A 21895-nucleotide genomic window follows, 5' to 3' on the forward strand; every position below is an offset into this window, starting at 1 on the left:
CCTCGAGTCCGACGACCTCGAGGACCGATTCGACGTAACCCTCGAGGAACCGTTCTCGCCCCGCTACAACGCCGCACCCGGACAGCGGCTCCCCGTCATCACGGACGCCGAACCGGACACAGTTCAGCGCCTCGAGTGGGGGCTGGTTCCGTCGTGGGCCGACGACGACAACGGCGGGCTGATCAACGCACGTGCGGAAACGCTCGAGGAGAAGCCGAGCTTTCGGGAGGCGTACGAATCTCGGCGGTGTCTCGTCCCCGCGGACGGCTTTTACGAGTGGGTCGAGACGGAGCATGGTAAGCAACCCTACAGAGTCTCCTTCGAGGACGACCGGCCGTTCGCGATGGCGGGCCTGTGGGAACGCTGGGAGCCCGACGAGGAGACGACCCAGGCGGGACTCGAGGCCTTCGGGGGCGGGAGCGCGGACGCCGAGAGAGACGACGGCCCGCTCGAGACGTTCACGATCGTCACGACGGAGCCGAACGACCTTGTCGGGGACCTCCACCACCGGATGGCGGTGATTCTCGAGCCTGGCAATGAACAGGAGTGGCTGACGGGGGACGATCCGAAAGCGTTGCTCGAGCCGTATCCGGCCGACGGCATGCGGGCGTACCCGGTTTCTACGGCGGTCAACGACCCTGGGAACGACGACCCGTCGCTGCTCGAACCGCTCGAGCCCTGAACCGCAAACGAGTGTATTTAAACGTGACGAGCGTCGCCGGGTTGACCCCTACATAGAGGGATGGTATCGAGCACCAAGATAATCGGACTATACGTCCGCAGTACGGTGGTTTTGTCGTTAGTTCTGCGATGCTGACGTAGGACCGACCGACCCAGATAGCGAAGGTTTTATATAGAAGCACAATCAATGAGTCGGATGACTATGAGCCAGCGAATGCAGCAGGGTCAGCCGATGATCGTAATGAGCGAGGACTCCCAGCGCGTCAAGGACAAGGACGCGCAGGATTACAACATCTCCGCGGCGCGAGCGGTCGCCGAGGCCGTCCGCTCGACGCTCGGTCCGAAAGGGATGGACAAGATGCTCGTCGACTCGATGGGATCGGTGACGATCACCAACGACGGCGTCACCATCCTCGAGGAGATGGACATCGACAACCCGACGGCCGAGATGATCGTCGAGGTCGCCGAAACCCAGGAGGACGAAGCTGGTGACGGCACCACGACGGCCGTCGCGATCGCCGGCGAACTGCTGAAAAACGCCGAGGACCTCCTCGAGCAGGACATTCACCCGACGGCGATCATCAAGGGCTTCCACCTCGCCAGCGAGCAGGCTCGCGAAGAGATCGACGACATCGCGACCGACATCGACACCAGCGACGAGGACCTCCTGCGCAAGACCGCCGAAACCTCGATGACCGGCAAGGGTGCTGAGGTCAACAAGGAGCACCTCTCGCAGCTGATCGTCGACGCCGTCCGCGCCGTCACCGTCGAGAACGACGAGGGCGAGAACGTCGTCGACCTCGAGTTCCTCAACATCGAGACCCAGACCGGCCGCAGCGTCGACGAATCCGACCTCCTCGAGGGCGGCATCGTGGACAAAGACCCCGTCCACGACAACATGCCCGTCGAAGCCGAAGACGCCGATGTCCTGCTGCTGAACGAGGCCATCGAGGTCGAGGAGACCGACGTCGACACCGAAGTCTCCGTGACCGATCCGGACCAGCTCCAGAAGTTCCTCGACCGCGAGGAAGAGCAGCTCAAGGAGAAGGTCCAGCAGATCGCCGACCTCGGCGCTGACGTCGTCTTCTGTCAGAAGGGCATCGACGACCTGGCTCAGCACTACCTCGCCAAAGAGGACATCCTCGCCGTCCGCCGCGCGAAGAAGTCCGACCTCGAGTTCCTGCAGGAGGTCGTCGACGCGGCGGTCGTCTCCGACCTCGGGAGCGCCGAATCCGACGACCTCGGTCACGGTGATGTCACCCGTGACGAGGAAGACGAGCTGTTCTACGTCGAAGGCGAAGACGCCCACGGCGTCACGCTCCTGCTGCGTGGCTCGACCGACCACGTCGTCGACGAACTCGAGCGCGGCGTCAACGACGCGCTCGACGTCGTCGCCCAGACCGTCTCCGACGGTCGCGTCCTCGCGGGCGGCGGTGCGATCGAAGTCGAGCTCGCTTCGCGACTGCGTGACTTCGCCGACTCCGTCTCCGGCCGCGAGCAGCTGGCCGTCGAGGCCTTCGCGGACTCGCTCGAGCTCGTCCCGCGCGTACTCGCCGAGAACGCTGGTCTGGACTCCATCGACACGCTCGTCGACCTCCGCGCGGCTCACGAGGACGGCGAGGTCGAGGCTGGCCTGAACGTCTTCTCGAGCGACATCGAGAACACCTACGACGCTGGCGTCGTCGAACCGGCCCACGCCAAGGAACAGGCCGTCAGCTCTGCTTCCGAGGCCGCAAACCTCGTTCTCAAGATCGACGACATCATCTCCGCCGGCGACCTGTCGACCGACAAGGGCGACGACCAGGAAGGCGGCGCGCCCGGCGGCGGCATGGGCGGCGGTATGGGCGGTGGCATGGGCGGCATGATGTAGGCGTCCACGCTCCGTTCCCGTTCGTCGCTCGCCGACAGAATACAGTAACAACTGCAACCAGTTGCACACTGATCCCGATCCGTCCGACGATCAGTGCGCACTGACTTGCAGTGGCTACTATACCTGACTTACAGCGAGAACAGCGCGAGAGCCCACGAGTTCACTCGTGGGAGAAGCCAGATTCGTCAGGCACCGGTTTTGCAGTCCACTTCGTCCCCTCTGTTCGCTCGAGTGGCGACCCCGCGGTTGCTCCAGGCAAGCCGGTGATCTTTTGTGCTTGCCGTCGTACGCCGGCCATGGCCTTCCAGACAACGCTCGGCTGGTCGTTGATATCGTCCGGTATCGTCACGCTCGTCCTGAAAGTCCTGCCCGGCGACTCGTTGTGGTGGGGACTGCTGTTTCTGGTAGTTGGTGCGACTGTTCTGTATATCCGGACCTGAAACGGCTCGTCCCGACACGGATGCACACGTCGTTCGCGAAATAGTGGGGTTGCTCGGGGTCGCCATCGCTTGGGTGCGTAAAACGTCGCCACTCTCGAGAGTCCGATTCGTGACGAGGCAACCAGTGTGGTCGGCACGAACGGGCGGGCGACGACTCCAGTGAATCGCTCGAGTGACGGCCTCACCGTTGCTTCACAGTCGAACGAGACGATACCGGAGTGAAAACAGCCGTCGGGCTTGCCACGGTTAAAGCCGGTGTGGTCGCCTCGTCCGTGCGACAACCGAGGCGGTGTGTCGTCGGTCCGGTCCGTACCGGGGGAATCAGGTATCGTCGACGTCGAGTTCGAACTGCTCGTTCTCCGAGACCGCGTTGAGCACGACGCTCGTGTTCGAGGCCTTGATATCTGGGTCGGTCAGGAGTTCCTTGATCTGGTCGTTCATCCCGTCTGTGTCCTTGAACTTCCCGATAGCGATCACGTCGTAGTCGCCAGTGACCTCGTAGACGGAGATCATCTGCCGGTGCTCACGCAGCGTGTCCGTGATGTCGGGTAAGGCGTTGCCCTCGACTTGGAGTTGGATGACGGCGGTAACGTCGTAGCCGACGGCGTCGTAATCGAGTCGTGGTGTGTAGCCTTCGATAACGCCTTCCTCTTCGAGATCGGAGAGATGGTTGGAGACGGTAGTAACGGAGACATCCAGTTCTTCGGCGAGACTACGAAGGCTCGCGCGGCCGTCGCCGAGAAGTGCATTCACTAGTTTTGCATCGAGATTTTCGTACGTCATCAACCGTAACGACTCATTCGACCCTTTAGAAGTTTACGAATATTCAATTCCCGATGGGGAAGAGAAGATTTGCTCAGAGCAGCAGCGTTTTAGTATGCGAGATACGAGGATAGGACGACAATACGGATGACAAGCGGAAACATCAGTGCCGCCGAACAGGCGGTACTCGACGAAATTGAAGAGCAAGAAGTCGATTTCCTCCGTCTGCAGTTTACCGATATTCTGGGCACGGTCAAGAACGTCGCCGTCCCCGCCCGCCAGGCCGAGAAGGCCTTCACCGAGGGGATTTACTTCGACGGGTCGTCGATCGAGGGCTTCGTCCGTATCCAGGAATCGGACATGCGTCTGGTTCCCGATCCGGACACGTTCGCGATCCTTCCCTGGCGGAACTGCGAGGACGGCTGCTCTGCCCGAATGATCTGTGACGTCTACGACACCTCGACGGACGAACCGTTCGAGGGCGACCCACGGCGCGTACTCAAACGCGCCCTCGAGCGCGCAGCGGAGATGGGCTACACCGTCAACGCCGCACCCGAGCCCGAGTTCTTCCTGTTCGAGGAAGACGAGGACGGTCGTGCGACCACCGAGACGAACGACGCCGGTGGTTACTTCGACCTCGCGCCGAAGGACCTCGCAAGCGACGTTCGCCGGGACATCATCTACGGGCTCGAGGAGATGGGCTTCGAGGTCGAGGCCAGCCACCACGAGGTCGCCGAGGGCCAACACGAGATCAACTTCACCTACGACGACGCCCTCTCGACGGCCGACAACGTCGCTACGTTCCGTACCGTCGTTCGGGCGATCGCTGCCGAACACGAGTACCATGCGACGTTCATGCCCAAGCCGATCCCGAAGATCAACGGCTCGGGGATGCACACCCACATCTCGCTTTTCACCGACGACGGCGAGAACGCGTTCCACGACGAGAGCGACGAGTTCGATCTCTCCGAGACCGCACGGTCGTTCCTCGCGGGCGTCCTGGAACACGCGCCGGCGATCACGGCGGTCGCGAACCCGACGGTCAACAGCTACAAGCGCCTGGTGCCCGGTTACGAAGCTCCGGTCTACGTCGCCTGGTCCGACCGCAACCGCTCGTCGCTGATCCGCAAGCCCGCAGCCCGCGTCCCGGCCGCGAGCCGCATCGAACTCCGATCGCCTGATCCGTCGTGTAACCCCTATCTCGCCATCGCAGTCATGATCCACGCCGGTCTCGAGGGCATCGAGAACGACCTCGAGTGTCCCGACCCCGTCCGGGAGAACATCTACGAGTTCGACGAGGAGACGCGCGAAGAGTACGGCATCGAGACGCTGCCGTCGAACCTCGGCGACGCCGTCGACGCCTTGGAAGCGGACGACGTTATCTACGAGGCGCTGGGCGATCACGTCGCACCGAAGTTCGTCGAGGCCAAACGCCAGGAGTTCGAGGAGTACCTCGTCGACGTCTCCCAGTGGGAGCTCGATCGCTACCTCGAGACGTTCTGATCGTCCACTCGAGACGTTCCGCTGATCGCTCTCACCCCCTATTACCCACTCCGGTCCCACGTGACCCGCCGGTCACGTCAGCCGGGTACTTTCGTTCGAACCGTCGAACACCGCCCTCGAGGACGTGAGCCGCGGCAGTGCGAGGACGAGGAGTCCGCCGGCGAGGCCGACGAACAGCCAGGCGAACACGGCATCGGTGACGACGAGAACGAGCGCGACGAGTGCAAGCGCCGAGACGCCAAACAGCGCCCGGCCGACGTACGGAGCCGAAAGCGGCCACGGTTCCGCGGCCGGTGTTGCGTACTGCCAGGCGAGGAAGGCACCGACTGCGCCGCCAAACAGGGCGGCCGCGTCCGGTGTCTCACTGATCGCGAACGCGATCGCCGCGAGGGCCGCAGCGACGGCGAACGTAGCGGTCGCGGCCCGGCATTGGGGCGGTCGAACGCCGTGGTCGGTCCGGCTCACCTTCGCCGGTCCGCCCGGACGTGCACTCGAGTCGGTAACGGCACGACGGGGCCGGTGGCACGGGCCGGCTGTCACACGTCCTGCAACGCGGCCCCGTAGCCACAGGACGCCCGCGAGGTACGCGACGCCGACGGCGACGCCGGCGACGACGTCGATCGGGTAGTGGACGCCCACTCCGACCCGGGAGAACCCGACCAGGGTGATCACCGTCGCCGCGGCCGCGAGACGCTGCCTGCGGGTTCCCAGATCGCTCTCGAGGGCGAGCATCGTCCAGACGATCGTACCGGCCAGCGCGTGGCCGCTGGGGAAAGCCATCGTATGGACCTCGACCGCCGGCGCGTACAGGAAAGCGAGCACGGTCGGGAGCGCGTCGGGCGATATCGCGGGACCGACGCCCGGACGCGGTATCGCGAAGACGTTCTTGAGTCCGACCATGACGGCGTATCCGCCCATGACGGTCCCGATCCAGGCGGCGAAACGGTGGCGATCCCAGAACCAGTACGCGAGGACGACCGCCGGAGCGACGACCCAGACACTCCCCAGATACGAGACGAAAGCGAAGAGAAACGCCATCCACTCCGGAAAGGCGTCACGGACCGTTTCGACGTGACTCGGATCGAACCACATCGATGGAGGCGTACGACCGACTGGCTGTTATAGCCGGCGGTGAGTGAGAGCCCGACCGATAGCACCACCTGCAACGAAACCCAGGAAAGCGGACGTGTTCAGGACCGCCACTCACCAACCCGATCTCGGAGTCGACCCGGCACGCCAAGCAGCGAGAGGCCGGCACCAAAGAGCACCATAAGGACGTACAGACCGAGCGTGGACGTCCAGACGACGAACATCGCCAGGATGGCCCAGCCGCCGTCGAGTCCGAAGAAGGCCGCGATACTCATCGCGGTGCCGTACAGCAAGACGAGATACGGCCCCCAGCCGCGGGCGTGACCCCGGCGCATCCGCCGGCGGACGTACCGCTTGAGTTCTGCCTCGAGCGAGTTCTTCTCGACGGTTCGGGACTCGACGTTGGACTCGAACGATTCGACGCGGTCCCGCAGGCGTTCGATCTCCTCGCGAAGTGCCTCGGGATCGTCGGACCGGTCTCGAGTCCGGGCGGTGCCGGCTCCGGGGCGGCTGTCGGACGCCTCCGAGGGTTCGGATTTTGACTGGGGTTCGGGTTCGGGTTCGGGTTCGGAGTCGGAGTCGGGTTCGGAGTCGGACTCAGGGTCAGGGTCAGGGACAGGATCAGGACCGGATTCCGGCCCGGGCTCGAAATCGGTTTCGTCCCCAGCACCCCGATCGGACGTAGCCCCCTCGTCGGGACCGTCTTCCGGACCGGATTCGCCGTTTCCGACTCCGTTCGCCCCGCTGCCGGCGTCTGCCGCGGTCCCGTCGTCGGCACCCGTGTCGTCGTCGGTCATCGCTCCTAGCGGAACCTGTCGGGCGCGGGGACTTTGTAGCTGCCGATCCACTTCACGGTCGGCGAGCACCGCGTTACAGATCGCTCCGACGATCAGCAACGCGGCTCCAACGTACAGCCAGATGAGGACGAGAAACACCGCCCCGAGCGCGCCGTAGACCGTAAACTCCCCGGCGATAGTGGCGTACACCGAGAACGTGCGGTTCAGCACGAACCAGCCAAGCGCCGCGAATATCGTCCCCGGAAGCGCCTCCCGCACCCCGACGTTTGCGTCCGGAAAGAGGACGTACAACGGGAAAAACGCCGCTATCAATCCCAGAATGACGAAGGCGTGACCGAGGTATGCGACCCGGAGGAATGGGACCAGACGGAGCAACACCTCGAGGACACCGACGGCAGCCAGGCCGACCGAGATCGTCACGAAAGCGAGCGTCGAGTCCCAGACGGTATCGAGCAGGGACTTCGTCGCGACGGTTCCGTAGATCGCGGAGAACGCACGGTCGAGGCCGCGAAGCGCGCGACTGGCACCCCACAGCAGTCCGAGAGCACCGACGACGGTCGCGCTGCGCCGTCCGGTCTGGTCGACGACGGTTTCGGCCAGTAGCTCCTGGGCCGACGGGGTGAGGACGTCGCCCGCGGCCGCGGTGAGTCGCGCGGCGAGTTCCTCGCCACCGATCGACGCAGTGATCCCGAGCCCGAGCAGGACGAGCGGAACCAGCGAGATGAACCCGTAGAACGCGACGCCAGCGGAAAGCAGCGTCAGCTGCTGAATCCGTGCGACCCTGACGACCCGGGCCACGAACTCGAGACCGGAACTGTAATCGAGCACACCGAAGATGACGCTGAGGACGAACTAATAGCGTCCGGCATCGAGGCTATCGGACGTTGGGGCTCACTCGTTCTCAATTCGAGAGACGCGACGACGGAACGATTGTCCCGGGTCACGTCAGAACGATATCGATGAACGGACGTAAACTCCTGCCGTTCGCGGACAGCGAAGGATCGGAAACGACGGACGAACGGACCGAACACGACGACACCGGGGACCCAAAAGCAGAAACGAGACCGGACGACGCGACCGCGAGGACCGAACGAACTGAGACAGACGAGACTGGAGAGAGCGAGCCGGACCCGGCCTCGACGGAGAACGTGGACGACTCGAGCGACGAAACCACCGGGAGCGAAACGACCGGCTCGAGTCGGCGGACGAAACTCCTGTCTGGAGCAGCGGTCCTCGTCGCCACGCTCGTCGTGGTCTATGCCAGGCGACGGAAAGGGACGGCTACCAAATAGACGTAAACGACCCCACCCCACTTCGCTCACCGCATAGGCGGTCCGCTCGTTGAGGGGAGCGTGGGACCGAAGGTCACGCACGACTTGAGGCCGGGGGCTCCGCCTCGAAATTGCTGAAAATGGTCGAAGGTGGAGTGGTATTCAAACGAGGTTCTCCTCGGTCGCCTCGCGAATCTCGTCGACGCTCGCGTCGGTTTTGAACGTCGTCCCGCCGTAGTGTGCCCGCGAGGCTTCGTACCCCGCGTCCCGGAGATCTGCGAGGAACTCGTCCATCGCGTTCGCGGGCACCCCCCAGTTGCGACAGAGCTTGTGCTGGTCGTAGTGGGTCGGCTCGTCGAGTTCGGCCTCGAGCGTCTCGCAGAGTTCCCGGGCCTTCTCCGCGGTACCGAAAGAGTCGGGAACCGCCGCGCGGACGGCAGCGACGAACTCGGGGTCTCGAACGGAGCCGAGCCAGACCGGTCCCGCCGTCAGGATGCGTGTTCCGCCACAGTGTGGACACGCCTCCAGCGGGTCGGCGATCAGTCCGGGGTCGGTCTCGCGGTACGTGCAGTCCTCGCAGTGGTAGATGTGTCCCAGTTCGTCGACTGTGGCATCGGCCGCGGTGGCTTTGTGCTCGAGTTCGAGGTAGGTCCGGACGTAGTGGCTGGTGGCGTGGGTCAGCAGGGGAGTGACGCCGACGTCGAACCGCGCGGCGCTGCGGGCGAGCGCCGAGAGGAGAATCCGGACGCCCATTTCGGGGTGATAGTCCGTGTTCCGTGGCACCGCAGAATAAGAGCGGACGCCGCTGTTGAAGTGTGCGCCACACAGCGGTGCGGTGTCGGTCGCGGTGACACAGACGAGGTCTCGGCAGTTCGCGAAGGCAGCGTCCGCGAACGGCATCGGCGTCCCGTAGGGGTCCAGGTCGATCACGTCGAACACCTCCTCGTGCATGAGTGCGTTGACGTTGCGGTGCTCGACGGACACCTGTTCTCCGAGGTCGTTGTGCGCTACGTTCTCGCGGGCGAGTTCGACTGCCTCTTCGTCGACATCACAGCACGTAACGTTCCACTCGTCGGCCGCCGCGCGGGCCCCACGAATGCCACTCGCCGCCATCGCATCGAGGTAGTATTCGGCACGTTCCTCACGGTCGCGGTAGGCCCGCAGCGTCGCGATCGTCAGATCGCGGTTCAGTTCCTGTCTGGGGTTGTAGAAGACCGACTCCTCGACACCCTCCGTCTGCTCGCCGGGGACCTCGAGTTCGATACCGCCCTCTGTGACGCGCATACACCGGTCTCCTCGCGGCACGGCGAAAAGCGGCGTGGTCTCGCGGCGGCTCGGGGTGTGTGTCATTACCGCTCATTGGTGTTTATGGGTGACATTCATCCATTGAAACCGGTTATCAACGGACAATGTAAAGAAATATCTGAACGTTTATCAAGGACGGATCACACCGGGAAGACATGAGCCGACGATCACTGAGCCGTCGACGTTTCGGTGCGACTCTCGCAGCCCTCGGTGGCGCTGGGCTTGCGGGCTGTATGGGCGACGAAGAGGAAGGCGAGAACGAAAACGACGGCGAACCGGACTTCGATCTCGACGAGCCCGGCGATCTGACGATCGAACTCGAGAACGAGAACGGTGAGCGAGTCTCGGACGGGGTCTCCGTTACGGTCGAGAGCGTCGAAGAAGACTTCCGGACGAACATCGAGAGTGTCGACATCGCGGACGGCGAAATCACCACGACGGGGCTCCTCTACGAAGGAGAGTACAATGTCATCGTCGAGAGCACCGAGGGCGAGTTCGACACCGTCGAAGAGTCCGTCACGATCGAAGAAGACAGAGACGAGACGGTGACGGCCGTACTCGAGGGCGCGACCGGCGACGACTAACGCGACCCAACGCAGATAAAGCGTTACAGTTCGGTCAGCTATTCTTTCACGCCGGTTTCAGTCCAGCGGCAGGTCAGCAACGCCACGACGGGACAACCAAACCGATTTTACAGTCCGGGACACAGGTTCAACCGTGTCGGAGGGTACGCCGGTCGAGCGGTGGCAAGCGCAACTCGAGGAGGAAGGGGAGTTGACACCGGAGATCGTCGAGCGGGTCTCCCGGCTCCACGGCGACCGCGGAGTCCGGGCGATCGAAGCCGTCAGCGAGAACCGGGTCAAAACCTACCGCGATTTTACCATCGTCGTCGGGTACGAAGACGAGTACATCGTCGAAGGCGGCGGCTGTACTTGCAAGGACAGCGAGTACAACTTAGACGACGAGGACCCGACTGATCTCTGCTGGCACGTGCTCGCGGTCGCCATCGCTCGCCGGGTCGGCCACGTCGACTACCACGACATGTGGTACTCGGAAGTTCGCGAGTTTCTTTGATCGGCACCGACGAGATCAACCCGGAACGGCCGCCTGTTCGCGGAGCAGTTCGATCGTCTCTCGAACGGTTTCGGCGTCGTCCGGGTAGGTGCCGTAGACGATTTCGTCGGCGTACGGTTCGACGGTTCGCGTGACCTCCGCCAATCGATCCGGCTCGATCCGCGCTCCGGAGAGCTGGATCGCCAGTTCGACGTCGGTCTCGAGTTCACGGAGCGTGGCGTCGAACCCGCGTGCGATCGACTCCACCCAGTAGCTCGTCTCGTAGCCCGGACTGCACAGCGGAACGAGGACGCCGTCGACGAACGCCGAGAGCGCCGCGAGGTCAATCCCGGCCCGCTGCTCGAGCTGGCCGGGGTAGGGGTCGGGGTACGCAGTCGCGAGCAGGTCGCCGTCGACCCGCCGGGCGACCGCGGCCACGAAATCCGTGACGACGGTCGTTCGCCAGGCCGTGCGGTCGTCGGACTCGGCGTCGGCAAACCGACGATCACACCGCTTGCACTGACAGTACGCTTCCCCGGGAAAACCAAGCGTGGTGAGCCGGACGTCTCCCTCGAGTTCCTCGATCCGCTCGAGTACTCCGTCGCGGTAGTCGGGATCGGTCGGACAGACGGTCCCCCAGCCGCCCTCGCCGGTCGCCGTCGCGCGTGTCCCGTCGGCGGCGACGGCCGCGCGGTCGGGCTCCGCTTCGACAGTCTCGGTGTCACCCCAGCAGGCCACGGAGTGGACGACGTTCGGGTCCTCGATCGGTTCGTTCCGACTCCCGTCGACGTACTCCACGAAGTGGTAGCTTCGGTCGCCGATCCCGGCTCGAGCGAGGTCGGGATCGTCGGTGAGGACGGCGTACATACCCGAGCAACGGTCGGCATGGAGCATAAGTGCACCGCGAAACCGGCCCGGTGAAAAGACGGTTACTCTTCTTCGGCGGCGCAGATTTCCACGAAGTTCCGCAGAATCCGCAGGCCGGTTTCGCCGCTCTTCTCGGGGTGGAACTGGGTCCCGAAGACGTTGCCCGCCTCGTTGGCGACGATCGAGGGGAACGCCCGTTCGTAGTCGGTCGTCGCGACCGTCGCGTCCTCGTCGTCGGGGACGGCGTAGTAAGAGTGGACGAAGTAGGCGTACTCGCCGTCGACGGGTCCGCCTTCGGCGGAGCCGTCGTCTCGTTGTGTCTCCGACGCAACGCTGTCTACTCCCTCGACCAGTGGATGGTCGCGCTCGATCTCGAGTCGGTTCCAGCCCATGTGGGGGACTTTCTGTCCCTCGTCGAACCGGACGTTGGTGCCGGGGATCAGGTCGAGCCCCTGAACGGCCGACTCACCGTCGTTGTCGCCTTCCTCGCTGGTCGTCAACAGCATCTGCATGCCAAGACAGATGCCAAAGAGCGGCGTCCCGTTCTCAGCGACCTCGAGGAGGTCATCACGGAGCGGGTCGGCGTTCTCGACGCCCTCGCGGAACGCGCCGACGCCCGGGAGGACGACGCCGTCGGCGGCCTCGAAGGCCGCGGGATCGTCGGTGATCTCGACGTCGGCACCCGCACGCTCGAGGCCGCGGGTGACGCTTCGCAGGTTCCCCAGTCCGTAGTCGACGACGACCACGGACGCGAGCGACTGCGTCTGGTCGGACGAAACGGTGCTCATACGCGTAGTCGGGGAAGCGCACCCAAGTGTGTTGTCTTTCGAGCAATCGGCTGTGTTCTCGGTGGTTAGTTCCTCGAGACGGTGGCGATCATCGTGTGACGAGACGGCTCGAAGCCGAGTTTCTCGTAGAAGGCGAGGGCACGGTCGTTCTCGACGTTGACTTCCAGTTCGGATTCGTCACATCCCGTCTCGTGGGCCCGACTCCCGGCGCGTTCGATCAGCTCTTCGGATAAACGTGGACGCATCGGTCGCGGATGCCGAGAGGTTGGTGGGGAACGCAGCCTCCATTAGTCCCGTCGCCGTCGATCAGGTATGACCGAACCAGACATCATCGCCCACCGGGGCTACGCCGGCGTCACTCCGGAAAACACCGTCCGTGCGGTCCAGGAGGCCGCGGCCCGAGACGAGACGGGGATGATCGAAATCGACGTCCAGCCGGCCGCCTGTGGAACGCCCGTCGTCATCCACGACGAACGGCTCGAGGGGACACCGGGACGGGACGGCCGACCGCTCACGGACGCCGACGGCGTCGTCTGGGAGACGCCGCTCGAGCAAATCCGCGCCGCTCGCGTGGTGGGCACCGACGAGACCGTCCCGACGCTGTCCGAACTACTCGAGGCGGTCCCGGAGAGCGTCGGTCTCAACGTCGAGTTGAAAAATCCCGGGACCTCGGCGCTTCGGGTCGGCGAATCGCTGTCGCCCGATGTCCGGGACGAGCGACGCGCGGTGTGGGAGCCGTTCGTCGAGCGCGTCGTCGACTGCTGTCGCGACTTCGACGGCGACCTGCTGTTCTCCTCGTTCTGCGAGGGAGCACTCGCCGCGCTCCGCGAGGTTACACCCCGGTACGCCGCTGCAGTCCTCGTCTGGGACGATCTCGAGGCCGGGCTCGAGATCGCCGACCGCTACGACTGCGAGGCGATCCACCCGCCGAGAAACGCGGTTCCGGGAACGCCGCTGGCGACGACATCCTACGCGGGGCTGCCCGCCGGGGAGCCGGGCGTGGACGTCCTCGAGCGTGCTCACGAGGCGGGACGGGCGGTCAACGTCTGGACCGTCGAAACGTGGGCTCAGTACGAGCAACTGGCCGAAGCAGGGGTCGACGGAATCATCGCCGACTACCCAGGGCTGTCGAGCTCGGACCGAGAGACCTAGCTCACGTTCCCGGGGGCTCCCGCCGCGAGAGATCGTCCGTGGCCGGTCCCTCGAGGACCTCGCCGTCCGGCGCGAACCGCGAGCCGTGACAGGGGCAGTCCCAGCTTTCCTCGGCGTCGTTCCACTCGAGCAGACAGCCCATATGGGTACAGACGGCCGAAACTGCGTGCAACTCGCCGTCCGCGTCCCTGGCGCAAGCGATCGGTTCGAGGCCACCTCGTCCCCGACGGAGCACTCGTCCCTCGCCTCGCTCGATCGCGGAACGATCCGGCGAGAACAGCGTCCGTGCCCAGTCGGTCGCGAACTCGCTGACGGCGTCGGCGTTCTCGGTGAGCGTCTTGCCGAGCGACGCGGTCGGGGTGAATCGTAACGGGTCGAACAACTCGAGTTCCTCGGGTCCCGATCCCGGCGTCGCGATCCGCTCGGCGAGGAGTCGACCTGCGGCGACGCCGTTCGTCATCCCCCAGCCGCGAAAGCCGGTCGCGACGAAGACGGTGTCCGTCGTCGGCCCGGCGCGGCCGACGAACGGTATCCGATCAGCGGTGACGTAGTCCTGTGTGGACCACCGGTAGGCAACCGACGCGACGGGGAACCGCTCCCGGGCCCACCGGAGGAGCCGCCGATACCGCTCTCGCGTCGAGCCACCCTGTCCAGTCTTGTGGTTCTCGCCGCCGACGAGCAGGAGCGTCCCGTCCTCGCCGCGGTGGACACGCACCGAGCGGTGGTTCTCCCCCGTCCGGTAGTACATCCCCTGGGGTGTGCGCCCGTCGAGCCGAAGCCCCAGTACGTACGAGCGTTTCGGGTACATCCGCGCGAAGTAGCCCGCCCGATCGAGAATCGGGTACCCCGTCGCGACGACCGCCCGGCGCGCGGTGATCGTCGCTTCCGTTCCGCCGGTGGGGTCGGTGTTCGCGTCCTCGGTTCGTCCAGAGGTTCGGACCCGAGCCCGAACCCGAACCGGCGACCCGGGTTCGAGGTCGGTGACTCGCGTTCCCTCCAAGACGGAGGCGTCGTCGTCGGCCCGGAGCTCCGCCGCGAGTGCGAGCAGATACGCCCGCGGGTGAAACACAGCCTGGTCGTCGAACCGGACGGCAGCCTGGGCGCGCTCGAACGGCGGCACCGAGGTGACGGAACTCGCCTCGAGTCCAGCGACACGAGCCGCGTCGGCCTCCCGCTCGAGTTCGTCGGGGTCGTTCCCGTAGAGGTACGACGGCTGCCGTTCGAACCCGCAGTCGACATCTACCGCCGCAATGCGGTCCTCGACGGCGTCGATAGCGTCCTCCTGCAGGCTCGCGTACCGGCTCGCCGCCTCCCGGCCGAACTCACGGCGCAGGTGGTCGTAGACGAGTCCGTGCTGGCTGGTCAGCTTCGCCGTCGACTTCCCCGTAGTGCCTGCCCCGACGCGGTCGCGCTCAAGGACGACGACCGTCTCTCCCCGCTCACGGAGTTCGATCGCGGTCGAGAGGCCGGCGATACCGGCTCCGACGACGGCGACATCGATGTCGACGTCGCCGTCGCCCCCGACGCTCCAACCACCCTCGAGCATCGCGGGATCGACATTGGGTTCTCGGTCGGCGTCGCGAGTCGTCGCGAGCCAGGGAGAGGTCGGCTCGCCGGGGAGGTCGTCGCTGCGGGAAAACTCCGCCATGGGTCTGCCGAAGCTACGGGGAGGGCGATCAAAAAACGGGTGGCGACCGGCCGACGCCTTGGTCATTCGACCCCTGCTGTCTCCCGGACGCTCGGATCGGTGCCGAACGTTCCGACGCAACCACGTGGTTGATTGCTGTGGTTCTCGAAGATGGGAACATGGAGCCTCCACGGTCCCCACGGTCCCCACGATCTACAGATACGGTGACTATCTTGCTCGTCGAACCGAACGAGGCTGACGCCAGACTCTTCGCCGAATCGTTCGAGGAGGCGAGCATCACCTGCGACGTTCGAACCGTTTCGGACGGTGAATCCGCACTGGACTTCGTTCACGGACGCGAGGAATACGCCGACGCCCCCGATCCGGACCTGGTGTTGCTCGACTTCCATCTCCCAGACGTCAGCGGGGCCGACGTGCTCTCGGAACTGAAATCGGAGCCGAAACTCCGGCGCATTCCGGTGATCGTAATGACGAGTTCCGACGCCGAAGAAGACATCGCCCGGTCGTACGACCTTCACGCGAACGCCTACGTCCAGAAGCCGGTCGAGCCCGCGGAGTTCGTCGACCTCGTCGGTTCGTTCGAGAACTTCTGGCTCACGTTCGTCCGTCTCCCCTCCAAGTCGAAGTAACGCTCTCTTCGACCACCAAGCGCCCGAATCTCAGGACTCGAGCCGGGACGCCAACTCGTTGATCGACTCGAGCACCGCCGTCGCGCCCTCACGCTCGTACTTCCGTCGTCCGTCCTGGCCGGTGAGACCGCCCGTCAAGACGCCGACGCCGTGGTACTCGCGGTCTGGATCGGTTTCGGCGGCGTTGATCGCCGTTCGCACGTCGTCCAGCGTGTCGCCGACGAACACCACGTTTGCAGCACCGAACCGTTCGGCGAGCGTCGTCAACGCCCGCGGATGTGGCTTCCCTTCCTCCCAGTCGTCCATCGTGAACCGGTGGTCGAGGGCGATCTCGTCTTCGAGACCCACACGTTCCAGGGCGATTTCGGCCTCCGCTTCCGGACGGCCCGTCAGGATTCCGACGTCGTATTCCGCGAGGAGTCGCTCGCGCGCCTCGGCCTCGAGCAGGACCGGTTCGTCGTGGATAAAGCCCGCGTCCTCGGGATCGATCCCGGCGTCGAACTCGCCGCCCTCGAGGCCGCGGTAGAGTTCGGGTCCGAGGTAGAGTTGCTGGAAGACATCCCGGAGACGGTCGCGGTCCCAGCGATCCGTGACCCGCTGGGTCGCCCGCGCACCGATCGATTCGCGGACGACCGTCTCGGCAGCCTCGAGACCGCCGCCAGCGGCGGCGATGTCGTCGGTAAACTCGTCGATCGACGCACCGTACCCCTCCTCGGTCGCCAGGACGTACAGCGCGGCGGCGTCGGTGAGCTCCCAGTCGTTGTTGAACCCACCCGCGTCTTTGAACTCCTGAACGTCGTCCGTGCGGATCGTCCGGTCGTAGACGTGCTCGACGGACTCGAGGATCGCGCGCCGGTACGAGTCGGCGACGTCGACGAGTACCCCGTCGACATCGAGTACGACTGCGTCTGCGTTCATACCGACGAAGACGGGCCGGCGGAAATAAAGCCGGTCGGTTCGAGCTGACCCAAGTGCGGAGAGGAAAAGAGAGCGGAGGAGAAGAGAGGAGAGGGGAAGAGAGGGGAAGAGAGCGGAGGAGAAGAGAGGAGAAGAGAGGAGAGAAGAGGAGAAAAGAACGGCGGGGGTGGTCGTTCAGTCTGCGGTTGTATCGGCTACCTGCCCCCGGAACCCGGCTCGTCGCGGGCGACGTACAGCGTTCCCTCGCGGATCGTCTTCCGCTCGACCGGAACCGTCGGCTGGTCGCCACCGAGCGTCGTAAACAGCAGGTCGGCGTCCGCCTCCTGGGCGACCTCGAGCGCGGGTCGGTGCAGTTCGGGCGGCAGGTTCCGCGCGTACACGGCATCCGCGTCGGCGTAGACCGACGGCTCCGGATCGACGACGTCGTCTTCGACGAAACGGACGCCGTCGGGGACAGCACGCGGGTGGACATCCGTCGCAGTCACGGAAACCCCCACATCGACGAGATCGGCCGCCAGCCCGGTCCGACGGCCGATTCCGACCTCGACGACCCGATCGTACTCGCGAAGATAATCGATCAGCGACTCGAATCGACGACGGGAGCGGGACACGGCGGGACGTTTATGGTATCGCCGCCCATAGCAGTTGCCATGCTCGTCGACATCGTGCCGGTCGGCAACGTCTCCGCCGAGGTCAAGCGCGCTGCCTCGTCGGCGTTGCGATCGGTCTACGACTGCGAGGTGTCGATCAACGACTCGCAGTCGGTCCCAAACGGTGCCTACGACTCCGGCCGGAACCAGTACTCCGCGGAGACGTTCATCCAACTCGCGGAACGCGTCGGCCGTGGCGACAAGAACATCGCAATCACTCCCCACGACCTCTTCTACCGGCGGCGCAACTACGTCTTCGGTCTGGCCTACCTCGACGGCAGCGGCAGCGTCGTCTCGACGTACCGGCTCCAGACCTCCAGCGACGGCGGGTTCTCGAACAAAAGCGCCACCGACATCTTCGAGAACCGCGTCCGCAAGGAGATCGTCCACGAGATCGGTCACACCTACGGGCTCGAGCACTGTGACAACAATCGCTGTGTTATGAACTTCTCGCCGACCGTCCGCGAGGTCGACATCAAAGAGGAGAACCTCTGTGGGAGCTGCCAACGGCTGATCAGTTGAGACGCGGTCGCTGACGCCGATCGCACCGTTCTCCCGGGACGGTTCAGATCGAGTGGAAGCCGACACACACACAACTCTTTTTTCTTCTCGCCAAGTCGATCACTCAATGGCGACGATCGCCCCTTTCGAGACCCTCACCGAGGAGTACGACGAGTGGTTCGACGACAACGAGGGCGCGTACCACGCCGAGCTGACCGCACTCGAACGTGCGCTGCCCGACCGGGAAGTCGACACCGGTCCCGACGGCGATACGCACACGATCGAAGGCAAAAGCGAAGACGAAAACGAAGGCAGCGACACAGCCTGGAGCGACAACCACACCCTCGAGATCGGCGTCGGCACCGGACGGTTCGCCGGTCCACTTGCCGTTCCCCTCGGCATCGATCCAGCAGCCACACCGCTCGAGACGGCTCGTGACCGCGGGGTCGGTCCCGTCCGGGGCGTCGCCGAGTCCCTTCCGATCGCCGACGACGCGGCCGACTGCGTGCTGGTCGTGACTGTCCTCTCGTTCGTCGACGACCTCGAGGCGACGCTCGCCGAGGCCCACCGTGTCCTCGCGGACGACGGCACCCTCGTCGCCGCGGTGCTGGATCGCTCGAGTCCCGTCGGACAGGTCTACCAGGAACACAAAGACGAGAGCCCGTTCTACGCCGATGCCGAGTTCCTGACGGCCCGAGAAGCGTGCGACGCGCTCGAGGACGCCGGATTCGAGATCGAACAGCGCCTCCAGACGATCTTCGACGAGCCGGCAGCGATCCCGGCCGACGACGAACCGACGGTTCGTGACGGTCACGGGGACGGACTGTTCGCGGTAGTACGGGCGACCCCCGGGGAGGGATGACGGAACGATTTACCCCCCTCGATCCCGTACCCCCGACGAACGCAATTCGTGACCGACGACCGTGACGCCCCCACCGCTGACGATAGCCCGATCGATCGGCCTGAGAGCGATCCCCGGGCCGATCGAACCACGGGGAGGCCTCCCGACGGCCGGACCGTGGACGGCTACCGAACCGACGACGGCGAGGTCGAACTCGGGGGTCGCCGTGGCGATGTCGGCGACCGCAAATCCGAACGCGACGAGTCGGTCGGCGACGACGCTGTCGACCGACGCCGCGGGTACGCGTCCGAGACCGACCTCGCCGACGAACTCGGACGGATCGACGTCATGACCACGCCGGACGGGTACGTCGAGGGGCGGATCACCGACCTCGAGACAGTCGACGAGACGACTGTCGAAGTTGTAATCGCGTTGCCCCACGGTGAAACAGTCTCCTTTCCCCTCGAGAAACCGATCCCGTGGTCCCGGGAGTTCCTGCTCGCCAGAATCGTCGAGGACGTAGGCTACGACGCCGCCTCGATCGATCACGTCGTCGGCGAACCCGTCTACCTCCAGCGGACGGACCTCGAGGACGACACTGCGGACACGGACGACTGGTGGGTAGCATCGCTCGAGGACGCAGGCGATGCACTCCTCTCGTCGCTTTCGGGTGGCCGCTATCGCCTCGAGCACGACACCGCTCCCGAGTGGCGACTCGTGGACCCGCTCGAACGACCCGATCCGACGACTGACGATAGTCAGACACTGTCCACGGACTTCCTCGGGGGCGGCCTGGTCCTCCTGGGTACCCTCGCGCCGCTGTCGGTGCCGTGATCGGGGCGACGGGAGAGGTCGTCCTCACCAGCGGGGTCGTCGGCTCTCTCGTGCTCGGACTGCTCGTCGTAACACTCCTGTCTCTTATACACATCTCTGATGGCGCGAGGGAGGCGNTCGCGCCATCAGAGATGTGTATAAGAGACAGCGCGCGATCAGGGCGCGTAGTAGTACTCGCCCTCGCTCTTTTGCTCCTTGTCGAGTTGCGAGTCAGGCTTGTTGATCCGCGGACGTGAGGTGCGGTCGTCCCGGCGGAACGTAACCTCGAGGTTCGCGAGAAACTCGTTCATACCCGCACGCATCGACTGTGGCGGACTGGCACGACCCCGGACGGCCGGTTCACCGTCGAAGACCATCAGTCGATCCGCGAGCAGGTCGATCGTGTAGATGTCGTGGTCGATGACCATCACGGTCGCGTCCTGCTGTTCGGCGTAACGCCGGATCGCGCTCGTCGCCTGGACACGCTGTTCGACGTCTAAGTGGGCAGAGGGTTCGTCCAGCAGGTACAGATCCGCGGAGTCGGAGAGACAGGCGGCGATAGCCACCCGCTGGCGTTCACCCCCCGAGAGGTCCGAGAGGTTCTGTTCCATGATCCGCTCGAGTTGGAGCGGCTGGGCGATTTCGGTGTTCCAGTAGGAGGAACCGAACTGATCCGTAATCGAGGAGAGGAAGGCGTCGACCCGCATGTGCTGGTCGATCGTCACGTACTGGGGCTTATAGGAGATGTCCAGATCGAGGTCGGCGTTGCCCTCGTCCGGCTCGAGGTTGCCGGTGAGGAGGTTCGCGAAGGTGGACTTCCCGATCCCGTTCGGACCGACGATCCCCAACACCTCGTTCTCGCGGATCTGACCGCCCTCGACCTCGAGGGTGAACTCGCCGTCGCCGTAGCTTTTGGTGAGGTCCGGGTAGTCGACGAGGACATCGCCCCGAGTCGCCGTCCGGGGGGCGTGTTCCTCGAACTCGATCCGGTCTTGCCGGATCCGCATGTTCTCGTTGTCGAGATAGCCCGCGAGGTACTCGTTGATCCCGTTCCGGACCGACTTGGGGGGCGTGATGACACCGTACGCGCCGGGCTCACCGTACGCGACGTGTAAGGTGTCCGCGACCAGATCGAGGATCGCCAGGTCGTGCTCGACGACCAGCATCGATCGGTTCTCCTCCTCGGCGAGTTCACGGATCAGCCGCGCCGCGGTCACTCGCTGCCCGATGTCGAGATACGGCGTGATCTCGTCGAGGAAGTAGAAGTCCGTATCTCGAACGAGCGTCGCGGCGAGCGCGACGCGCTGGAGTTCACCACCCGAGAGGTCTTCGATCGACTGGTCCATGACCGGGCCAAGCGAGAGTCGCTCGGCGATCTCCTCGAGTGCGCCGCGTTCGTCCGTGCTCTCGAGTAGTTGGCGGGTGTTGCCGTCGAACTGCTCGGGAATCTGGTCGACGTACTGGGGCTTGCGTGCGACCGTGACGTTGCCATCCCGAACGTCGGCGATGTAATCCTGCAGTTCCGTGCCGCGATAGGCCTCGAGCACATCGTCCCACGCCGGCGGCTCCTCGTGTCGACCGAGGTTGGGCTCGAGTTCGCCGGCCAGAATGCGGACGGCGGTCGTCTTCCCGATCCCGTTCGGTCCGAGGATGCCGGTGACTTTGCCCTCCTGGGGAGCCGGGAGCCCGTACAGCGAGAAGGCGTTCTCGCCGTAGCGGTGGGCGGGATCGTCCTGGAGTTCCTGCGGGAGGTTGATGATCTCGATCGCGTCGAACGGACACTTCTCGACGCAGATACCGCAGCTCTCGCCGAGACATATCTCTTCGGATATCCGAACCTGGTCGGGCTGGCCCTCGTCGGTCTCCTCGCCACGGAGGGTGATACACTCCTTGCCGGTCCGGTTTGGCGGGCAGTAGTTCTTGCACTCGTAGTTACACCGGTCGGGCTGGCACCGCTCGAGGTCTACGACGGCGATACTGTCGTCAGCCATGGTTACGCCTGGCCCTGTGCGGTCAGCATGATTCCGTACACGACGAACCAGAACGAGAACGTCATGAACGTGATAAAGAGGTAGTGTTTCACGCCGAACTCGTCCTCACCGTAGATGCCCGAGAACTCCAGCAGCGGAATCTGGACGACGATCGCACCGAAGACGAGTGCGAGCGCCCGGGTATCGGTCGCCGCTTCGGCTGGCCCGAGATCCCCGGTGATAGACAGCGAGGCCAGGGCTGCGCCGACGCCGAGCAACGCTGACAGCGCAGTGACGCTGATCGAGCGAATGTGCTCACGTCGGTCGCTAATCGATTCGGTCGACAT

At 64.8% G+C, this 21895-nt stretch carries 23 protein-coding genes; 11 read left to right on the forward strand and 12 right to left on the reverse strand.

Annotated elements, in window-relative coordinates; translation table 11 throughout:
• The coding region (locus tag C446_RS11310) for an SOS response-associated peptidase (RefSeq protein WP_006673233.1) at window positions 1–682 on the forward strand (682 nt) is incomplete at its 5' end.
• Window positions 683–895: 213 nt separating this feature from the next.
• Window positions 896–2551, forward strand: coding sequence for a thermosome subunit beta (gene thsB, locus C446_RS11315; RefSeq protein WP_006673234.1), 1656 nt, complete (start codon window positions 896–898; stop codon window positions 2549–2551).
• A 761-nt stretch (window positions 2552–3312) separates the two neighbouring features.
• Here thsB and lrp read toward each other — a convergent pair.
• Complete coding sequence (lrp, locus tag C446_RS11320; protein WP_006673236.1) at window positions 3313–3774, reverse strand: HTH-type transcriptional regulator Lrp; 462 nt, start codon at window positions 3772–3774, stop codon at window positions 3313–3315.
• A gap of 126 nt (window positions 3775–3900) precedes the next feature.
• Here lrp and glnA point away from each other — a divergent pair, with 126 nt between their 5' ends.
• Window positions 3901–5256 (forward strand): type I glutamate--ammonia ligase, encoded by a 1356-nt coding sequence (gene glnA / locus C446_RS11325; RefSeq protein WP_006673237.1) that lies wholly within the window; start codon window positions 3901–3903, stop codon window positions 5254–5256.
• 72 nt (window positions 5257–5328) lie between these two features.
• Here the strand turns inward: glnA and C446_RS11330 are convergent, their stop codons facing one another.
• Both C446_RS11330 and C446_RS11335 read right to left on the reverse strand, forming a co-directional pair.
• On the reverse strand, window positions 5329–6348 hold the full coding sequence (locus C446_RS11330; RefSeq protein ID WP_006673238.1) for a phosphatase PAP2 family protein: 1020 nt from the start codon (window positions 6346–6348) through the stop codon (window positions 5329–5331).
• A 98-nt stretch (window positions 6349–6446) separates the two neighbouring features.
• The gene (locus tag C446_RS11335; protein ID WP_006673239.1) at window positions 6447–7970 is read right to left on the reverse strand and encodes a YihY/virulence factor BrkB family protein; all 1524 of its coding nucleotides are present in this window, start codon (window positions 7968–7970) and stop codon (window positions 6447–6449) included.
• 131 nt (window positions 7971–8101) lie between these two features.
• Between C446_RS11335 and C446_RS11340 the strand changes: the two genes are divergently transcribed.
• Entirely contained in the window at window positions 8102–8434 is a 333-nt protein-coding gene (locus C446_RS11340) for a hypothetical protein (protein ID WP_006673240.1), read from the forward strand.
• A gap of 141 nt (window positions 8435–8575) precedes the next feature.
• On the opposite strand, the gene C446_RS11345 is transcribed toward C446_RS11340, so the two are convergent.
• Window positions 8576–9697 (reverse strand): tRNA (guanine(26)-N(2))-dimethyltransferase, encoded by a 1122-nt coding sequence (locus C446_RS11345; protein WP_006673241.1) that lies wholly within the window; start codon window positions 9695–9697, stop codon window positions 8576–8578.
• Between the two features lie 176 nt (window positions 9698–9873).
• On the opposite strand from C446_RS11345, the gene C446_RS11350 reads away from it, so the two are divergent.
• Both C446_RS11350 and C446_RS11355 read left to right on the forward strand, forming a co-directional pair.
• Window positions 9874–10302: a hypothetical protein gene (locus tag C446_RS11350; protein ID WP_006673242.1), complete on the forward strand. Its 429-nt coding sequence runs from the start codon at window positions 9874–9876 to the stop codon at window positions 10300–10302.
• Between the two features lie 133 nt (window positions 10303–10435).
• On the forward strand, window positions 10436–10792 hold the full coding sequence (locus C446_RS11355) for a hypothetical protein (RefSeq protein ID WP_006673243.1): 357 nt from the start codon (window positions 10436–10438) through the stop codon (window positions 10790–10792).
• Between the two features lie 15 nt (window positions 10793–10807).
• Here the strand turns inward: C446_RS11355 and C446_RS11360 are convergent, their stop codons facing one another.
• The 3 genes from C446_RS11360 to C446_RS11370 all read right to left on the reverse strand — a co-directional run bounded on the left by C446_RS11360 (window position 10808) and on the right by C446_RS11370 (window position 12671).
• A complete protein-coding gene (locus C446_RS11360) occupies window positions 10808–11638 on the reverse strand; it encodes a hypothetical protein (RefSeq protein WP_006673244.1) in 831 nt (276 codons plus the stop codon).
• A 62-nt stretch (window positions 11639–11700) separates the two neighbouring features.
• The gene (gene hisH / locus C446_RS11365; RefSeq protein WP_006673245.1) at window positions 11701–12426 is read right to left on the reverse strand and encodes an imidazole glycerol phosphate synthase subunit HisH; all 726 of its coding nucleotides are present in this window, start codon (window positions 12424–12426) and stop codon (window positions 11701–11703) included.
• Between the two features lie 65 nt (window positions 12427–12491).
• A complete protein-coding gene (locus tag C446_RS11370) occupies window positions 12492–12671 on the reverse strand; it encodes a GNAT family N-acetyltransferase (protein WP_006673246.1) in 180 nt (59 codons plus the stop codon).
• Between the two features lie 67 nt (window positions 12672–12738).
• Between C446_RS11370 and C446_RS11375 the strand changes: the two genes are divergently transcribed.
• Window positions 12739–13578, forward strand: coding sequence for a glycerophosphodiester phosphodiesterase (locus C446_RS11375; protein ID WP_006673247.1), 840 nt, complete (start codon window positions 12739–12741; stop codon window positions 13576–13578).
• 1 nt (window position 13579) lies between these two features.
• Here the strand turns inward: C446_RS11375 and C446_RS11380 are convergent, their stop codons facing one another.
• Entirely contained in the window at window positions 13580–15226 is a 1647-nt protein-coding gene (locus C446_RS11380; protein WP_006673248.1) for an FAD-dependent oxidoreductase, read from the reverse strand.
• 158 nt (window positions 15227–15384) lie between these two features.
• Here C446_RS11380 and C446_RS11385 point away from each other — a divergent pair, with 158 nt between their 5' ends.
• Window positions 15385–15855: a response regulator gene (locus C446_RS11385; protein ID WP_049920181.1), complete on the forward strand. Its 471-nt coding sequence runs from the start codon at window positions 15385–15387 to the stop codon at window positions 15853–15855.
• Between the two features lie 30 nt (window positions 15856–15885).
• Here the strand turns inward: C446_RS11385 and C446_RS11390 are convergent, their stop codons facing one another.
• Both C446_RS11390 and C446_RS11395 read right to left on the reverse strand, forming a co-directional pair.
• Window positions 15886–16773, reverse strand: coding sequence for a TIGR01548 family HAD-type hydrolase (locus tag C446_RS11390; RefSeq protein ID WP_006673250.1), 888 nt, complete (start codon window positions 16771–16773; stop codon window positions 15886–15888).
• Between the two features lie 194 nt (window positions 16774–16967).
• Entirely contained in the window at window positions 16968–17384 is a 417-nt protein-coding gene (locus tag C446_RS11395) for a UPF0146 family protein (RefSeq protein WP_006673251.1), read from the reverse strand.
• Between the two features lie 39 nt (window positions 17385–17423).
• Here C446_RS11395 and C446_RS11400 point away from each other — a divergent pair, with 39 nt between their 5' ends.
• The 3 genes from C446_RS11400 (at window position 17424) to C446_RS11410 (ending at window position 19599) form a co-directional block, all read left to right on the forward strand.
• A complete protein-coding gene (locus C446_RS11400; protein WP_006673252.1) occupies window positions 17424–17945 on the forward strand; it encodes an archaemetzincin family Zn-dependent metalloprotease in 522 nt (173 codons plus the stop codon).
• Between the two features lie 106 nt (window positions 17946–18051).
• Window positions 18052–18786 (forward strand): class I SAM-dependent methyltransferase, encoded by a 735-nt coding sequence (locus tag C446_RS11405; RefSeq protein ID WP_006673253.1) that lies wholly within the window; start codon window positions 18052–18054, stop codon window positions 18784–18786.
• 48 nt (window positions 18787–18834) lie between these two features.
• Window positions 18835–19599 carry a hypothetical protein gene (locus C446_RS11410; protein ID WP_006673254.1) on the forward strand — a complete coding sequence of 255 codons (765 nt, stop codon included), beginning with the start codon at window positions 18835–18837 and terminating at the stop codon, window positions 19597–19599.
• 155 nt (window positions 19600–19754) lie between these two features.
• Here the strand turns inward: C446_RS11410 and C446_RS11415 are convergent, their stop codons facing one another.
• Window positions 19755–21569 (reverse strand): ribosome biogenesis/translation initiation ATPase RLI, encoded by a 1815-nt coding sequence (locus C446_RS11415; protein ID WP_006673256.1) that lies wholly within the window; start codon window positions 21567–21569, stop codon window positions 19755–19757.
• A 2-nt stretch (window positions 21570–21571) separates the two neighbouring features.
• On the reverse strand, window positions 21572–21895 hold the full coding sequence (locus tag C446_RS11420) for an EMC6-like membrane protein (RefSeq protein WP_006673258.1): 324 nt from the start codon (window positions 21893–21895) through the stop codon (window positions 21572–21574).

Source organism: Halobiforma nitratireducens JCM 10879, from assembly GCF_000337895.1.
Lineage (GTDB): Archaea > Halobacteriota > Halobacteria > Halobacteriales > Natrialbaceae > Natronobacterium > Natronobacterium nitratireducens.

Bases quoted from the DNA above. Each gene is read 5' to 3' on its own strand.
- lrp (WP_006673236.1), bottom strand. From the start codon at position 3,774: ATGACGTACGAAAATCTCGATGCAAAACTAGTGAATGCACTTCTCGGC.
- thsB (WP_006673234.1), top strand. From the start codon at position 896: ATGCAGCAGGGTCAGCCGATGATCGTAATGAGCGAGGACTCCCAGCGC.
- C446_RS11340 (WP_006673240.1), top strand. From the start codon at position 8,102: ATGAACGGACGTAAACTCCTGCCGTTCGCGGACAGCGAAGGATCGGAA.
- C446_RS11415 (WP_006673256.1), bottom strand. From the start codon at position 21,569: ATGGCTGACGACAGTATCGCCGTCGTAGACCTCGAGCGGTGCCAGCCC.
- C446_RS11370 (WP_006673246.1), bottom strand. From the start codon at position 12,671: ATGCGTCCACGTTTATCCGAAGAGCTGATCGAACGCGCCGGGAGTCGG.
- C446_RS11350 (WP_006673242.1), top strand. From the start codon at position 9,874: ATGAGCCGACGATCACTGAGCCGTCGACGTTTCGGTGCGACTCTCGCA.
- C446_RS11330 (WP_006673238.1), bottom strand. From the start codon at position 6,348: ATGTGGTTCGATCCGAGTCACGTCGAAACGGTCCGTGACGCCTTTCCG.
- C446_RS11400 (WP_006673252.1), top strand. From the start codon at position 17,424: ATGCTCGTCGACATCGTGCCGGTCGGCAACGTCTCCGCCGAGGTCAAG.
- C446_RS11345 (WP_006673241.1), bottom strand. From the start codon at position 9,697: ATGCGCGTCACAGAGGGCGGTATCGAACTCGAGGTCCCCGGCGAGCAG.
- glnA (WP_006673237.1), top strand. From the start codon at position 3,901: ATGACAAGCGGAAACATCAGTGCCGCCGAACAGGCGGTACTCGACGAA.
- C446_RS11360 (WP_006673244.1), bottom strand. From the start codon at position 11,638: ATGTACGCCGTCCTCACCGACGATCCCGACCTCGCTCGAGCCGGGATC.
- C446_RS11380 (WP_006673248.1), bottom strand. From the start codon at position 15,226: ATGGCGGAGTTTTCCCGCAGCGACGACCTCCCCGGCGAGCCGACCTCT.
- C446_RS11385 (WP_049920181.1), top strand. From the start codon at position 15,385: ATGGAGCCTCCACGGTCCCCACGGTCCCCACGATCTACAGATACGGTG.
- C446_RS11405 (WP_006673253.1), top strand. From the start codon at position 18,052: ATGGCGACGATCGCCCCTTTCGAGACCCTCACCGAGGAGTACGACGAG.
- C446_RS11420 (WP_006673258.1), bottom strand. From the start codon at position 21,895: ATGTCGACCGAATCGATTAGCGACCGACGTGAGCACATTCGCTCGATC.
- hisH (WP_006673245.1), bottom strand. From the start codon at position 12,426: ATGAGCACCGTTTCGTCCGACCAGACGCAGTCGCTCGCGTCCGTGGTC.
- C446_RS11390 (WP_006673250.1), bottom strand. From the start codon at position 16,773: ATGAACGCAGACGCAGTCGTACTCGATGTCGACGGGGTACTCGTCGAC.
- C446_RS11375 (WP_006673247.1), top strand. From the start codon at position 12,739: ATGACCGAACCAGACATCATCGCCCACCGGGGCTACGCCGGCGTCACT.